The following is a 14,563-nucleotide window of genomic DNA, read 5'->3' as shown; positions in this document are numbered from 1 at the left end:
CCGTCCGGCAGTGCAATGCAGTGAACTTCCGCAGTCCCTGCGGCGAGGCGGAGCAACCCTCCGGCCGGCGCCGCGCCATCCACCCACGCATTCCGAGGTCACCACCATGCAACGTCCCGCGCTCCTCCTGCTCCCGCTCGCCCTGACCCTGGCCATTGCCGCATGCAGCCCCGCCGAGCCACCGGCCGCTGCCGAGGCTCCCGCCACGCCCGCCGCCACCGCGGACGCCGCCGCGCCTGCCGCCGAGCCGGCGCCGGCCGATGCCGCGCCGGTCGAAGGCGTCTCCGGTACCTACCTGATCGACCCCAACCACACCAACGTGGTCGCGCAGTGGAGCCACTTCGGCTTCTCCAACCCGGTCGCCAACTTCGGCCAGGCCGAAGGCAGGATCGTGTACGACGCCGACAACGTCTCCGCCTCGTCGGTGGAGGTCACCCTGCCGCTCGACGGGCTGAGCTCGTTCGCGGAAGATTTCAACGACCATCTGCGCAGCGCCGACTTCTTCGACGCGGAGAAGTTTCCCGCCATCACCTTCAAGAGCACGTCTGTCGAATCCGCCGGCGGCAACAGGCTCAAGGTCACCGGCGACCTCACGGTCAAGGACATCACCCGCCCGGTGGTGCTGGACGCCACCATCAACCGTTTCGCCGAGCATCCGATGGCCAAGCGCGCCGCCGCCGGCTTCGATGCCACCACCACGCTCAAGCGCAGCGATTTCGGCGTGGGTGCGTATGCGCCGAACGTCAGCGACGAGGTCGAACTGCGCATCACCACCGAAGCCATGGTCGCGGCGCCCGAAGGTGCCGACGCCGCGGAAGGCTGAGGCGCGGCGATGCGCATCGTCCGCCGCTCCGGCGAACGCGGGCACGTGGATGCCGGCTGGCTCGACAGCCGGCACACGTTCTCGTTCGGCCATTACCACGATCCGGCGTGGATGGGCTTCGGGCCGCTGCGCGTGATCAACGAGGACCGGGTGGCGCCGGGCGGCGGCTTTCCGCCGCACCGGCACGCGAACATGGAGATCCTCAGCTATGTGATCAGCGGCGCGCTGGCGCACCGCGACAGCACCGGCAGCAGTGGCGTGCTGCGGCCGGGCGAAGTGCAGTGGATGAGCGCCGGCAGCGGCATCGAGCACAGCGAGTACAACGGCTCGGACAGCGAACCGGTGCATTTCCTGCAGATCTGGATCATGCCCGACCGCGGCGATCCGCCACCCGGCTACGCCCAGCGCGTCTTCGATCCGGCGAAGCGCCAGGGCCGCTGGGCCGCGCTGGCTTCACCCGATGGCGCGGACGGCAGCCTCGCGATCCGCCAGCAGGCCTGGCTGCACGGCACGCGGCTGGGGGAGGGCGAGCGCGTGGAGCACACGCTGGATCCGTCGCGCTTGTACTGGCTGCACCTGGTGCAGGGCGCGGTGGTCGTCGATGGCGAACCACTGGCCGCCGGCGACGCGATCGGCGTGTCCGGCGAACCGGGCCATCTGCAGATCACAGGCCAGGGCGATGGCACCGCGGACCTGCTGCTGTTCGACCTGCCGCCGTGAACCACGGTCGCCGGCCTGGCGTGGCGGCCCCGCCGGCCCGGCATCGGCATCGGCAATGCAGGACGAACGTGTCGTCGTTCCCGCCAGGGCGGGAACCCATGGAGGTGGCTTGCCGCCGCGATCAGGCATCGATGGAATCCCGGGGCACCTCGCTGGGGCCGGTCCTGCGTCGGAGCGGCCACGGACGTCCCCGCGCGCGCAGGCCTCCGCGACTTCCGCGCTAGAATGCCGCGGTTCCAGCCCCGACGCCGATGCCATGACCGCCATCCAGCCCCAGCCCACGCAAGCCAATGCGCAGACCCGCTACGAGGTGCGTCGCAGCGACCTGCCGCTGAGCTGCCCGCTGCCGTCGATGGCGCTGTGGAACTCGCATCCGCGCGTGTACCTGCCGATCGAGGCGGACGGCGGACAGGCCGACTGCCCCTACTGCGGCGCGCATTTCGTCCTGGTCGACTGACGGCGGCGCGGGATCGCGCATGCCGCGCCCGCTGACCGTGGTGCAACTGCTGCCGGCGCTGGAGTCGGGCGGCGTCGAACGCTCCACCCTCGAGATCGCCGATGCACTGGTGCGCGCGGGCCATCGCGCCATCGTCGTGTCCGCCGGCGGACGGCTGCTGCCGCGCCTGCTGGCGAGCGGCGCTGAGCACGTCGAACTCGACGTCGGTCGCAAGTCGCCGCTGGTGGTGCGCCACGTGCCGGCGTTGCGGCGCCTGTTCGCGCGCGAGCGCGTGGACATCGTGCATGCGCGTTCGCGGCTGCCGGCGTGGGTGGGCTGGCGCGCGCTGCGCGGCATCCCGGCGCCGCTGCGCCCGCGCTTCGTCACCACCGTTCACGGGCTGAACTCGCCCTCGCGCTACAGCGCGATCATGGCGCGCGGCGAGCGCGTGGTGTGCGTGTCGGAGACGGTGCGCGATTTCGTGCTGCACCATTATCCGCGTACCGATCCGGCCGTGCTGCGGGTGATCCCGCGCGGCGTGGATCCCGCGGAGTTCCCGCGCGTCGCCTGGCCCGACCGCGGCGCGCGGGCACGGGTGGCCGCGCGGCATGCGGTGCTCGGTGGCGAGGGGCCGCTGCTGCTGCTGCCCGGACGCGGCACCCGGCTGAAGGGGCACATGGATGCGATCGTGCTGCTCGCCGCGTTGCGCGTGCACGGGGTCGACGCCCGGCTGTGGATGCCCGGCGCGCTGCAGGAGGGGCGCAAGGCGTATGGCGCCGAGCTGCGCCGCCGCGCGCTCGAGGCCGGCGTCGACCACGCGATCGCGATCACGCCCGCGACCGGCGCCATCGCCGAGGCCTTCGCCGCCAGCGACCTGGTGCTGCAGCTCTCGCGCAAGCCCGAATCGTTCGGCCGCACCGTGGTCGAGGCGCTCTCGGTGGGGCGACCGGTGGTCGGCTGGGACCACGGCGGCGTCGGCGAACTGCTGCGCGCGCTGCAGCCGGCGGGTGCGGTGGCGCCATTCGATGCCGACGCGCTGCTGCGCACGGTGCGCGCCGCGCTCGCACGGCCGCCATCGCTTCCCGATACCATTGCGTTTACCTTGCAGGCGATGCAGGACGCCACGCTGTCGGTCTATGACGAACTCCGCGACGCTCACGCCTCCGACGCCCGCTGACGCGCCCCGCGCCGGCTGGCGCTGGGCGCCGCACTGGGTGCTGGCGTTCGTGATCCTGTGGCCGGCGCCGGGCTACGCGGAGGGCGTGATGGTGCTCGGCGCGCTGGCCGCGATCACGCACCTGGCGATCGGCCGCTTCCGCGGCGGCACGCGCCTGCTCAGCCACCAGGCCTGGGCGCTGACCAGCGTGCTGTTCTGCGCGTACTGGCTGCCCCAGCTGGTGTCGGCGTCCGATGCGCTCGACCAGGGACGCGCGCTGCGCGAATCGCTGGTCGACCTGCGCTACCTGCCGTTCCTGTGGCTGGCGGCATCGGCGGTGGCCAACCCGCACGGCCGGCGGATCACGTTCGGCGGGCTCGCGGTGATCGTGCTGGCGTGGACGCTCGACGCGCTGGTGCAGGTGGTCAGCGGAACCAGTCCGTTGTTCTGGGGCATCGATTCGATCAAGCAGGCCATCAGCGGGCGGCCGATGTGCAGCGTCGAACAACTGGCGGCCGCCGACCGGCTCGGCGGCGTGCTGGGTCCGTGCAACCTCAAGCTCGGCGTGGTCCTGGCCAGCCTGTCGCCGTTCGCGCTGTATGCCGCGGGCCGGCGTTTCGGGAACGCCGGCTGGGTCGTGGCGGCGCTGCTGGTCGGCGTGGTGGTGCTGTTCGCCGGCTCGCGCGCGTCGTGGCTCACCTTCGCGCTGGTGCTGCTGTTCAGCGGCTGGAGCCTGCTCGGCTGGAAAAAGCTGATGGGGGTCTTCGCCGCCGGTGCGGTGGCGCTGGCGGCGCTGTACTACCTGTCGCCGCAGGTGCAGCAGCGGGTGGTGCGGACCGCGCAGGCATGGACCGCGGAAGGTGACGAGGGGGTTGATACCGCGCTCTCCGGTCGCACGCGCATCTGGGGCGCGGCGGTATGCATGGCGCGGGAGCATCCGGTGAACGGCGTCGGCGCGCGCGGTTTCCGCCAGGCTTTCCCGGGCTGCGACCCGGAGCCGGACGAGCCCGCCGAATGGGGCGATGGCCCTGCGTTCCATGCGCATCAGATCGTGCTGGAGATCCTCAGCGAGACTGGCGGCATCGGCCTGCTGTTGTGGCTGGCCGGCGCGGCGCTGGCCTGGCGCGCCTGGCGGTTCGCCGATGCGCAGGCGCGCGCGCGGGCGCGACCGGCGATGCTGGCGTTGGCGGTGACGGTGTTCCCGCTCAATACCCATCTCGCGTTCTATTCCACGTTCTGGGGCGGGCTCACCCTGCTGCTCGCGGCGTTGTATGCCGGCAGCCTGCTGGCCGGACGCCAGCCCGCGCCCGCGACGCAGCCGCAGGAAGCCGCCGCCGCGTAACCGGCTGCTGCGGATGCGTGCAACGGCAAGCGGCGCGCGGCGCTCGTGCGGCCGGATCCCTGTGGCAGTCGCGCACTGCCATGCGAGCGGAACATGCCGGCGCAGGGATGTCTTCCCCGATTCAGGGATCGGCGTAGGGCGATGTGCCGTCGGGCCGGCGCTTGAAGCGGCGGTGGATCCACAGGTACTGGTCCGGGGCCGCGCGCGCCATGGTCTCGATGCCGGCGATCACGCGCGCGGTGTCGGCGGTGGCGTCGCGCGACGGGTAGTCTTCCATGGCCGGCCACAGCGTCAGCGTGTAGCCACCGTCTGCGCGGCGCCGATGCTGGTACAGCACCACCGCCGCGCCGGACATGCGCGCCAGGGCATGGGTCGAGGTCAGGCTGTGCGCGGGCTGGCCGAAAAAGGGGACGTAGACCGCGTCGCCGCGACTCGGATCCTGGTCCGGCGCGTACCACAGCAGGCCGCCCTGCTTCAGGTGCCGTACCGCGCTGCGCACGTCCTGCTTGGGGAACATCGCCGCCGCGTAACGCGCGCGCCCGCGCCGCACCGCCCATTCCATCGCCGGCTCGGCATGCGGGCGGTACATCCCGGCCAGCGGCACGTGGTCGCACATCAGCCGGCCGCACATCTCCAGCGTGCTGAAGTGGCCGGAGACCACGATCACGCCGCGGCCGCCGGCGCGCGCGGCCTCGATGTGCTCCAGGCCCTCGACCACCAGGCGCCTGCGCATCGGCTCGACCGATCCCCACCACGCCCGCGCGAACTCGAACAGGCCGATGCCCAGCGAAGTGAAGTGCGCACGCAGCAGCGCTTCGCGCGCGGCCTCGTCCAGTTCCGGGAAACACAGCGCGAGGTTGCGCGCGGCGACCGCGCGGCGCTCGCGCAGCAGGTGCCGCAGCAGGGTGCCGATGCCGCGGCCGATCGCACGCTGCCATAGCCACGGCAGTCGTGCCGCCAGCGCCATCGCGCCGATGCCCAGCCAGGTCGGCCAGTGGCGCAGCGACAGCGGCGGCCCGGGCAGGGGGGTCCGCGGGGAACTCATCGGGCGATTGTAGTCGCTGGTGGCAAGCGCAGCCGTGAGCGTCACCAGTTGCTCGCGGGCCACGAGTGCGGGCCCTCGCCGGCGTTCCATGGCCCTCGTCGGTCATGCATCACGAGTTGCGAGGCGCCTTCGAGCTGCAGGTCTGGAAGCGTGGTCGCCAGGCCCGCCCGCAGAAGCGCATTCGCCAGGCTTTTCCGATTCCCGATCCCCGATTCCCCGCTATCCTGTGCCGATGCGTGCCGACCCGACCGAACGCCTGTTGCGCGGCCTGTATTCGGCGGTGCTGTACCTGCTGGTGCCGGTGACCGTGTACCACCTGATCTGGCGCGGATTCCGCCAGGAGGCGTACTTCGAGCGCTGGGGCGAGCGCTATGCGCGCTACGCCGCGCCAGCGAGACCGGCACCGGTCTGGGTGCACGCGGTCTCGGTGGGCGAAGTCAATGCGGTCGCGCCGCTGGTGGATGCCCTGCTCGACGCGCTTCCGGGCCAGCGGCTGCTGGTCACCACCATCACCCCGACCGGCTCGGCGAGGGTGCGCGCGCTCTGGGGTGACCGCGTCGAACATGTCTACCTGCCCTACGACCTGTCGGGCGCGGTGCGCCGCTTCCTTGCGCATTTCTCGCCGAAGATCGCCCTGGTCGTGGAAACCGAACTGTGGCCGAACCTGCTGTTCTGCTGCCGCGACGCGGGCATTCCGGCCTACCTGGTCAACGCGCGCCTGTCGGAGCGGTCGCTGCGCGGTTACCGCGTGTTGCGGCCGCTGCTGTCGCGCGCGTTGCGCACGCTGCGCCGGATCGCCGCGCAGTCGGCAGACGACGCCCGCCGTTTCGCCGCCCTCGGTGCGACCGCCGCTTCGATCGCGGTCACCGGGAACCTCAAGTACGACATCGCGATCGACGTGCAGAAGATCGCGCGCGCCGCGACCGGATTCCGCGACCGCATCGGCGCGCGTGCGGTGTGGATCGCCGCCAGCACGCATCCCGAAGAAGAGCCCCTGGTGGTGGCCATGCACAGGCGTCTGCGCGAACGCTGGCCGGACCTGCTGATGCTGTGGGCACCGCGCCATCCCGAACGCTTCCGTGGCGCCGCGCAGCAGGCGGTCGACGCCGGCTGGCGGGTGGCCACGCGCAAGCTCACGCACTGGCCGGACGCCGACGACGCGGTGTTCGTGCTCGACACCCTGGGCGAGCTGCAGCAGTTCTACGCCTGCGCCGACGTCGCCTTCGTCGGCGGCAGCCTGCAGGACATCGGCGGCCACAACCTGCTGGAACCGGCGGCGGTGGGCACGCCGGTCGTCACCGGCCCGCACCTGCACAACTTCGCCGACATCGCGCGGCTCATGCAGGCCGCCAGCGCGCTACGGATAGGCGCGGACGCGGACGCGGTGGCGACGGGCCTGGCAGAGCTGCTGGACGACGCAGCCGCGCGCGCGACGATGCGCGATGCGGGCCTGGCGCTGGTGCGCGACGGGCGCGGTGCGTTGCAGCGCACGCTGGACGTGATCCGCGCTGACCTGCCGGGCCACCTGCGCGCCTGAGACGGCGAAGCAGCGGACCCCGGCGCGTACGCATCGGCCCGGCGCGTACGCATCGGGACAGCAACAGCGCGGGCAACGCGGGTGAACCAGCGCGGCCGGGAGGCAGGCGCCGGCCTGCCGGGTACTGGCGCTGAACAGGCGGTCAGTTGCCCGTTCCGCGCACGCCGGGGCGGTGCTACTGCTGCTGGGCGGGGACGGTGGCGTCGACGGTCAGCAGGCGGTTGACGTCCTGCACGGTGGCCGCGTCCACGGTGCCCGCCGCCTGCTCGAGCAGCAGGCGGTTGCGCAGGTAGTTGTACTTGGCCGTCGCGTAGGCCTGGCGTGCGCTGAACAGGTTCTGCTGGTTGATCAGCACGTCGATGACGGTACGGGTGCCGACCTCGAGGCCGACCTGCGAAGCGTCGTACGCGCTCTGCGCCGAGACCAGGGCCAGGCGGCGCGCCTCGACCTCGCTGATGCCGGCCACCAGCGCCTGGTAGGCGTAGCGGGTGTTGCGCTCGATCGCGCGGCGGCCCTGTTCCAGCTGGTCCTGGGCGATGTCCCGGCCGGCGATGGCCTGGCGCACGCGCGACTGGGTCGCGCCGCCTGAGAAGATCGGCACGGTGAGGGTCAGGCCGATGCTGTGGCCCTCGTCGTTGGGCGGCACGGAGCCCGGGCCCGGCGAGTACCAGTTGGTCCCGTTGCTGTACGTGACGCCGAGGTCCAGGGTGGGCAAGTGCGCGGCGCGCGCGGTGGAAACGCCATGTTCGGCGCCCTGCACCGAGTAGCGGGCCGCCTGCAGGCTGGGATTGCCCTCGACCGCCCGCTGCACCCAGGCCTCGGCATCGCCACCCTGTGGCAGTTCCGGCCGGAAGTCGTCCGGCAGCGCCTTGAGCGTATTGACCGGCGTGCCGGTGATCTCGGCCAGCGCCTGGTAGGCATCCTGCAGGGCATTGCGCGAGAGGATGGTGTTGGCGCGCGCGCCGTCGTACTGCGCCCGGGCCTCGTGCACGTCGGTGATCGGGGCCAGTCCCACTTCCAGGCGCTTGTCGGCATAGTCGAACTGCTTCTGGAACGCTTCCTCGGCCGCCTCCGCCGCCGCCAGCGTTTCCAGCGCCACGAGCACGTCGAAGTAGGCATTGGCGGTGCGCGAGATCAACTCGTCGCCGGCGGCCTCGAGGTCGTAGTCGGCGGCGGTGCTGTAGTCGCGCTGCGCCCGCAGGTCCGAGATCGCCCCGAGGTCGACGATGGCCTGTCCCAGGGTGGCGCGATAGGAACGATTGCGCGCACTGCCGCTTTCGCCGGCGCCATACGTGCGGCCCAGCTCCGCCGAACCGTTGATCTGCGGCAGCAGCGCGGCGCGCGATTGCACCGCGTTCTCGCGCGTGGACAGTCGCTGGGATTCCGCGATCGACAGCTGCGGGTCGTTGGTCCGCGCCATCTCGTAGGTCTGCATCAGGTCTTCGGCGAAGACCGGCGCGGACGTCAGGACGAGGGCGAGGGAGAGGACGAGGGAGCGGCGGCGCATTGGAGATCCTTGGCGAAAATCGGAACGTGTCAGAACTTGAACTCGGGCCGTGGCTCGGCGCCGACGAGGTAGGGCAATTCGGTTTCGAACAACGATTCGGTGCGGTGGCCGCCGACCTCGTTGCGCAGCAACGCCGCCTGCATCGCCGGCACGCGGCCGTGGACGATGAACATGCGGCCACCGGGACGCAGCCATTGCACGAAACGTGACGGCACCGCGTCGACCGCGCCGGTCACGCAGATCGCGTCGAACTGGCGGGCCGGTTCCCAGATGAAGGCATCGGCCGCCAGGACCTCGGCATTGCCGACGCCCTGTACCTGCAGCCTCGCGAGCGCGGCGTCGGCGAGGTCGGCGTGGCGTTCGATGCTCACCACCTCGCGCGCCAGCATGCCCAGGCATGCGGTGAGGTAGCCGGCACCGGTGCCGATCTCGAGTACCGACTCGTCGCCGTCCAGCGCCAACGCCTGCAGGGCGCGGCCCTCGAGCACGGGCTTGAGCATCGTCTCGCCGTGGCCCAGCGGCAGTTCCAGGTCCGCGTAGGCCAGCGCGCGGTGGCGCTCGCCGACGAAGGCTTCGCGCGGCAGGCGCACCAGCACCCCGAGCACGCGCGGATCCAGCACCTCCCAGGGGCGGATCTGCTGCTCGACCATGGTCTCGCGGGCCTTGGCGTAATCGAACGTCATCGTGCGGTCCGGGAACGAAAGTGGAAGGAACGGGATTCTACTGGCGGAAGGGGGCAGATTCGCGGGGTCATGATCGCCACGGGCACCGATCCGACTGAGTGCCGGAAGTCACCGCGACCGATGGCGCCCGCCCGATTCACGTCTGCACGGGAGTGCGGCTGGCGTACGCACGCAGGAACATGTCGACGGTGGCTTCGACGTGCGTGTCCACCCCGGCCGCGTCGGGACGCTCGCACAGGCCGCAGGCCATGCGTGTGTGCAGGTCGCCCTTGAGCAGGGCGAAGAACTGCCGGGCCGCGCGCTGCAGGTCGGGTACGTCCAGGTCGCCACGTGCGACGCGCGCCTCCAGGAACGAGGCGAACGCGCGCTGGGTACGCTCCGGTCCGGCCTGCCAGAACATCTGGCGCACGCGTTCGTCGCTGCCCGGGGTCATCATCATGCGGTGGGTGGCGAGGGCCTCGTCGCTGGTGATCATCGCGAAGAAGGCCTTGGCGATGTCGCTCAGCTGCGAGCGCAGCGGCGCGCTGGGGTCGGCGACGAACAGGTCGTCGGGCATCAGCGAGGCGCAGACCACCCGCACCGCCTCGCCGAACAAGGCTTCCTTGTCGCCGAAATGGCTGTACACGGTGAGCTTGGAAACGCCGGCTTCCGCGGCGATCTGGTCCATGCTCGCGCCCTCGAATCCATGCTGGGTGAACATGCGCGCGGCCGCGTCGAGGATCGCGGCGCGCTTGGCCAGGTCCTTGGGCCGGCCGGGACCTGCGGCGGGACGCGGGCCCGTCGCGGAGGCGGGCGTGGCGGCGGAAGGCGGGAGCTTGAGGGACATGGTGTAATACTAGACTAATCGGTATGCTATTTATACTATACGCGTCGGTTCATTAATCGGGTGCCCGATGAAGGCGACGGATCGTTCCTTCGGTGGATGGCTGTGCGGGGTGGCGCTTGTCGCGCTGCTCGCGGCATGCGCTGGCGAACAGGCACCCGCGGAGGCGCCGCGCCCCGTGCTGGTCGAGCAGCCTACGGGTGGAGCGGGCGCGGCGGTCACCGCCTACGCCGGCGAAGTCCGTGCGCGCGAAGAGAGCCCGCTCGCCTTCCGCATCGGCGGCAACCTGGTAAGACGACACGTCGACGCCGGCGACCAGGCGCGCAAGGGTCAGGTGCTGGCCGAGCTCGACCCCGGAGACCAGCGCCTGCAGGTGCAGGCGGCGCAGGCGCAGCTGGCCGCGGCCGAGGCCGAACTGGCTCGCGCCCGGTCCGACCGCGCACGCTATGCGGCCCTGGCCGGCGAGCAGCTGGTCAGCGCCTCGGCGATGGATGCGCAGGAGACGGCGTGGAAGGCCGCCGCCGAGCAGGCGCGCGCGGCGCGGGCCGAGCTGGAGGTGGCGCGCAACCAGGCGGCGTATTCGCAGCTGCGGGCGCCGCGCGACGGCGTGATCGCCGATCGCCTGGTCGAGGCCGGTCAGGTGGTCGCGGCCGGGCAGGCGGTGTTCTCCCTGGCCGGCGACGGCGGCCGCGAGGTGGCGATCGCGCTGCCGGAATCGCGCATCCGCGGGATCAGTGTCGGACAGCCGGTCGAGGTCGAACTGTGGAACACGCCGGGCCGGCGCCTGCCCGGCAGCATCCGCGAGATCGCCGCGGCCGCCGACCCGCAGTCCCGCACCTTTGCTGCGCGAGTCGCGCTCGATGCCGGGGCGCGGACTTCGGTCGAGCTCGGCCAGAGCGCGCGCGTGTACGTGGCCGGCAACGGCGCAGGTGCGCCGCTGAGCGTGCCCCTGTCCGCGCTGCAGCCTGGTCCGGATGGCGGCCACTCGGTCTGGGTGGTGGAACCGGCCGACGGCACGCTGCGATCGGTTCCGGTGAAGCTCGGTGACTTCGGTGAAACCAGGGTGCCCGTGCTGTCCGGACTTTCCGCGGACGACTGGGTGGTGTCCGCGGGCGGACACCTGTTGCGGGAAGGGCAGCGCGTGTCGCCGGTCGATCGCGACAACCGGCCGGTGGCGGCCGCGTCGTCACCGGCTCCGGAACGCGCACCGTGATCCGGGTGCGGCCGCGTCCGCAGCGGGCGCCTGTGCGCAACAGCGCAGGCCGCGTTGGCGCACCACGGAGCCGCTGAACGATGCGCTTCAACCTCTCCGAGTGGGCGCTGCGCAACCGCAGCCTGGTGCTCTACACGATGATCGTGGTCGCGATCGCGGGCGTGTTCTCGTACCTGCAACTCGGCCGTTCCGAGGACCCGCCTTTCACCTTCAAGGCGATGGTGGTGCGCACGCTGTGGCCGGGCGCGACCGCCGACGAGGTCGCGCGCCAGGTCACCGAGCGGATCGAGAAGAAGCTGATGGAGACCGGCGACTACGAGTTCATCCGCTCGTACTCGCGCCCGGGCGAGTCGCAGGTGATCTTCATGGCCCGCGATGCGATGCATTCGCGCGAGATCCCGGACCTCTGGTACCAGGTGCGCAAGAAGGTCGGCGACATCCGCGCCACCCTGCCCGAGGGCGTGGTCGGACCGTTCTTCAACGACGAGTTCGGCGACACCTTCGGCAACATCTACGCGCTGACCGGGAAGGGCTTCGACTACGCGGTGCTCAAGGACTACGCCGACCGGGTGCAGCTCGAGCTGCAGCGCATGGACGACGTCGGCAAGGTCGAACTGGTCGGCCTGCAGGACGAGAAGCTGTGGATCGAGGTCAGCAACACCCGGCTGGCCACGCTCGGGATCCCGCTGGCGGCGGTGCAGGAGGCGCTGTCGCAGCAGAACGCGGTGGTGCCGGCCGGTTTCTTCGAAACCGCCACCGACCGCGTCCAGATCCGCGTGGATGGTGCGTTCGGTTCGGTCGAGCAGGTGCGTCAGTTCCCGATCCGCGCCGGCGACCGCACCATCCGCCTCGGCGACATCGGCACGGTGACCCGCGGCTTCGCCGATCCGGCGGCGCCGCGCATGCGCTTCATGGGCGAGGACGCGATCGGCCTGGCCGTGTCGATGCACGAAGGGGGCGACATCCTGCGCCTGGGCGAGACCCTCGAGCGCGAATTCGCGCGGCTGCAGCGCACCCTGCCGGCAGGCATGGAACTGCGCAAGGTCGCCGACCAGCCGGCGGCGGTGGATGCTTCGGTCGGCGAGTTCATGCGCGTGCTGGCCGAGGCGGTGACCATCGTGCTGCTGGTCAGCTTCTTCTCGCTCGGCTTCCGCACCGGGCTGGTGGTCGCGGTGTCGATCCCGCTGGTGCTGGCGATGACCTTCATCGCCATGCGCTGGTTCGACGTCGGCCTGCACAAGATCTCGCTCGGCGCGCTGGTGCTGGCGCTGGGGCTGATGGTCGACGACGCGATCATCGCGGTGGAGATGATGGCGATCAAGATGGAGCAGGGCTTCGACCGCTTCCGCGCGGCGAGCTTCGCCTGGACCAGCACCGCCTTCCCGATGCTCACCGGCACCCTGGTGACCGCCGCCGGCTTCCTGCCGATCGCGACCGCCGCTTCCGGCACCGGCGAGTACACGCGCTCGCTGTTCCAGGTGGTGACGATCGCGCTGCTGGTGTCCTGGGTGGCCGCGGTGCTGTTCATCCCGTACCTGGGCGACAAGATGCTGCCGGATCTTGCGCATCCGCGGCCGCCACGCCCGGGATCCCTGGCCGCGCGCTGGCGCGGGCAGCGCGAACGCATGGCGTTGCGCTGGCCGCGGCTGGCGTTCGCACTGCAACCGGCGGCGCACGACGCGCATGACCACGATCCTTACCAGCGGCCGTTCTATGTTCGCCTGCGTGGCGTGCTCGACTGGTCGCTGCGCCATCGCTGGCTGGTGATCGGGGCGACCGTCGCGGCCTTCGTCGCCTCGATCGCGATGTTCCGCTTCGTGCCGCAGCAGTTCTTCCCGGATTCCACCCGGCTCGAGCTGATGATCGACGTCGAGCTGGCCGAAGGCAGTTCGCTGCGCGCGACCGAAGCGCAGGTGCGGCGGCTCGAGGCGCTGCTCGACGGGCGCGAGGGCGTCGAGAACTACGTCGCCTACGTCGGCACCGGTTCGCCACGCTTCTACCTGCCGCTCGACCAGCAACTGCCGCAGCCCAACTTCGCCCAGTTCGTGGTGATGACCCGGGACGTCGACGCGCGCGAGGCGCTGCGCGCCTGGCTGACCGACGAGGTCGCCCCCGCGTTCCCCGAGCTGCAGCTGCGGGTGACGCGACTGGAGACCGGGCCGCCGGTGGGCTATCCGGTGCAGCTGCGCGTTTCCGGCGAACACGTCGAGCGCGTGCGCGCGATCGCCGTGCGGGTCGCGGAGAAGGTGCGGGAGAATCCGCACGTGGCCAACGTCAACCTCGACTGGGACGAGCCGAGCAAGGTGGTGCGGGTGCGCATCGACCAGGACCGCGCCCGCGCGCTCGGCGTCAGTTCGCAGCATGTCGCGCAGTTCCTGTCCGGTTCGCTGAGCGGGCTGCAGGTCAGCACCTATCGCGAAGGCAACGAGCTGGTCGGCATGTTGCTGCGCGGCACGGACGACGAGCGCGCGCGGCTCGACCTGCTCGGCAGCCTGGCGGTCCCGACACAGAGCGGGCAGTCGGTGCCGCTGTCGCAGATCGGCAACCTCGAATACGTGTTCGAGGACGGCATCATCTGGCATCGCGACCGGCTGCCGACCGTCACCGTGCGCGCCGACATCCGCGACCGGCTGACGCCGCCGACGGTGGTCGCGCAGATCCTGCCGACCCTTGAGGAAATCCGCGCGGAACTGCCCGGGGGCTACCGGCTCGAGACCGGCGGCACGGTCGAGGACTCCACCCGCGGCCAGGATTCGATCAGGGCCGGGCTGCCGCTGTTCCTGTTCGTGGTGGTGACGCTGCTGATGCTGCAGCTGCGCAGCCTGTCGCGGACCGCGCTGGTGCTGCTGACCGCGCCGCTTGGGATGATCGGCGTGGTGCTGTTCCTGCTGGTGTTCCGGGTGCCGTTCGGCTTCGTGGCGATGCTGGGCACGATCGCGCTGGCGGGCATGATCATGCGCAACTCGGTGATCCTCGTGGACCAGATCGAGCAGGACATCGCCGCCGGGCACGCGCGCTGGGATGCGGTGGTCGATGCCACGGTGCGCCGCTTCCGGCCGATCGTGCTGACCGCGCTGGCCGCGATCCTGGCGATGATCCCGCTCTCGCGCAGCGTGTTCTTCGGGCCGATGGCGGTGGCGATCATGGGCGGTCTGACGGTGGCGACGGTGCTGACCCTGCTGTTCCTGCCGGCGCTGTACGCAGCGTGGTTCCGGGTGCGCCGCGATGAACCGGAACCAGCTGCATCGCAGCCACAGCCCGCCCCGTCGGGCTGAGCC

The 14,563-nt window shown here is 71.3% G+C and carries 12 protein-coding genes; 8 read left to right on the top strand and 4 right to left on the bottom strand.

Annotation, left to right across the window (positions count from 1 at the left end; genetic code table 11):
• The first annotated feature begins 106 nt into the window (after positions 1–106).
• From FZO89_RS06275 to FZO89_RS06255, 5 genes are all read left to right on the top strand, one after another.
• Positions 107–823, top strand: a complete 717-nt coding sequence (locus tag FZO89_RS06275; protein ID WP_149102438.1) for a YceI family protein — start codon at positions 107–109, stop codon at positions 821–823.
• 9 nt (positions 824–832) lie between these two features.
• On the top strand, positions 833–1,543 hold the full coding sequence (locus FZO89_RS06270; protein WP_149102437.1) for a pirin family protein: 711 nt from the start codon (positions 833–835) through the stop codon (positions 1,541–1,543).
• A gap of 256 nt (positions 1,544–1,799) precedes the next feature.
• Complete coding sequence (locus tag FZO89_RS06265) at positions 1,800–2,000, top strand: zinc-finger domain-containing protein (protein WP_149102436.1); 201 nt, start codon at positions 1,800–1,802, stop codon at positions 1,998–2,000.
• 19 nt (positions 2,001–2,019) lie between these two features.
• A complete protein-coding gene (locus tag FZO89_RS06260) occupies positions 2,020–3,156 on the top strand; it encodes a glycosyltransferase (RefSeq protein ID WP_149102435.1) in 1,137 nt (378 codons plus the stop codon).
• Positions 3,116–4,477 carry an O-antigen ligase family protein gene (locus tag FZO89_RS06255; protein WP_149102434.1) on the top strand — a complete coding sequence of 454 codons (1,362 nt, stop codon included), beginning with the start codon at positions 3,116–3,118 and terminating at the stop codon, positions 4,475–4,477. Before FZO89_RS06260 ends, FZO89_RS06255 begins: the two co-directional genes overlap by 41 nt.
• A gap of 121 nt (positions 4,478–4,598) precedes the next feature.
• Here the strand turns inward: FZO89_RS06255 and lpxL are convergent, their stop codons facing one another.
• A complete protein-coding gene (lpxL, locus tag FZO89_RS06250) occupies positions 4,599–5,522 on the bottom strand; it encodes an LpxL/LpxP family Kdo(2)-lipid IV(A) lauroyl/palmitoleoyl acyltransferase (RefSeq protein ID WP_149102433.1) in 924 nt (307 codons plus the stop codon).
• Positions 5,523–5,754: 232 nt separating this feature from the next.
• On the opposite strand from lpxL, the gene waaA reads away from it, so the two are divergent.
• Entirely contained in the window at positions 5,755–7,059 is a 1,305-nt protein-coding gene (gene waaA, locus FZO89_RS06245; RefSeq protein ID WP_149102432.1) for a lipid IV(A) 3-deoxy-D-manno-octulosonic acid transferase, read from the top strand.
• Positions 7,060–7,234: 175 nt separating this feature from the next.
• On the opposite strand, the gene FZO89_RS06240 is transcribed toward waaA, so the two are convergent.
• The 3 genes from FZO89_RS06240 to FZO89_RS06230 all read right to left on the bottom strand — a co-directional run bounded on the left by FZO89_RS06240 (position 7,235) and on the right by FZO89_RS06230 (position 10,075).
• Complete coding sequence (locus FZO89_RS06240) at positions 7,235–8,566, bottom strand: TolC family outer membrane protein (protein ID WP_149102431.1); 1,332 nt, start codon at positions 8,564–8,566, stop codon at positions 7,235–7,237.
• A 29-nt stretch (positions 8,567–8,595) separates the two neighbouring features.
• A complete protein-coding gene (locus FZO89_RS06235; RefSeq protein ID WP_149102430.1) occupies positions 8,596–9,249 on the bottom strand; it encodes a protein-L-isoaspartate O-methyltransferase family protein in 654 nt (217 codons plus the stop codon).
• Between the two features lie 136 nt (positions 9,250–9,385).
• Positions 9,386–10,075, bottom strand: a complete 690-nt coding sequence (locus FZO89_RS06230) for a TetR/AcrR family transcriptional regulator (protein WP_149102429.1) — start codon at positions 10,073–10,075, stop codon at positions 9,386–9,388.
• 67 nt (positions 10,076–10,142) lie between these two features.
• Here FZO89_RS06230 and FZO89_RS06225 point away from each other — a divergent pair, with 67 nt between their 5' ends.
• Positions 10,143–11,285 carry an efflux RND transporter periplasmic adaptor subunit gene (locus FZO89_RS06225; protein ID WP_149102428.1) on the top strand — a complete coding sequence of 381 codons (1,143 nt, stop codon included), beginning with the start codon at positions 10,143–10,145 and terminating at the stop codon, positions 11,283–11,285.
• A gap of 80 nt (positions 11,286–11,365) precedes the next feature.
• Positions 11,366–14,560: an efflux RND transporter permease subunit gene (locus FZO89_RS06220; protein WP_149102427.1), complete on the top strand. Its 3,195-nt coding sequence runs from the start codon at positions 11,366–11,368 to the stop codon at positions 14,558–14,560.
• Positions 14,561–14,563 lie beyond the last annotated feature (3 nt).

The organism is Luteimonas viscosa (genome assembly GCF_008244685.1).
Classification (GTDB): Bacteria; Pseudomonadota; Gammaproteobacteria; order Xanthomonadales; family Xanthomonadaceae; genus Luteimonas; species Luteimonas viscosa.
Note: the sequence above shows the minus strand (reverse complement) of the source record. Positions and strands in the feature narration are given on the sequence as shown.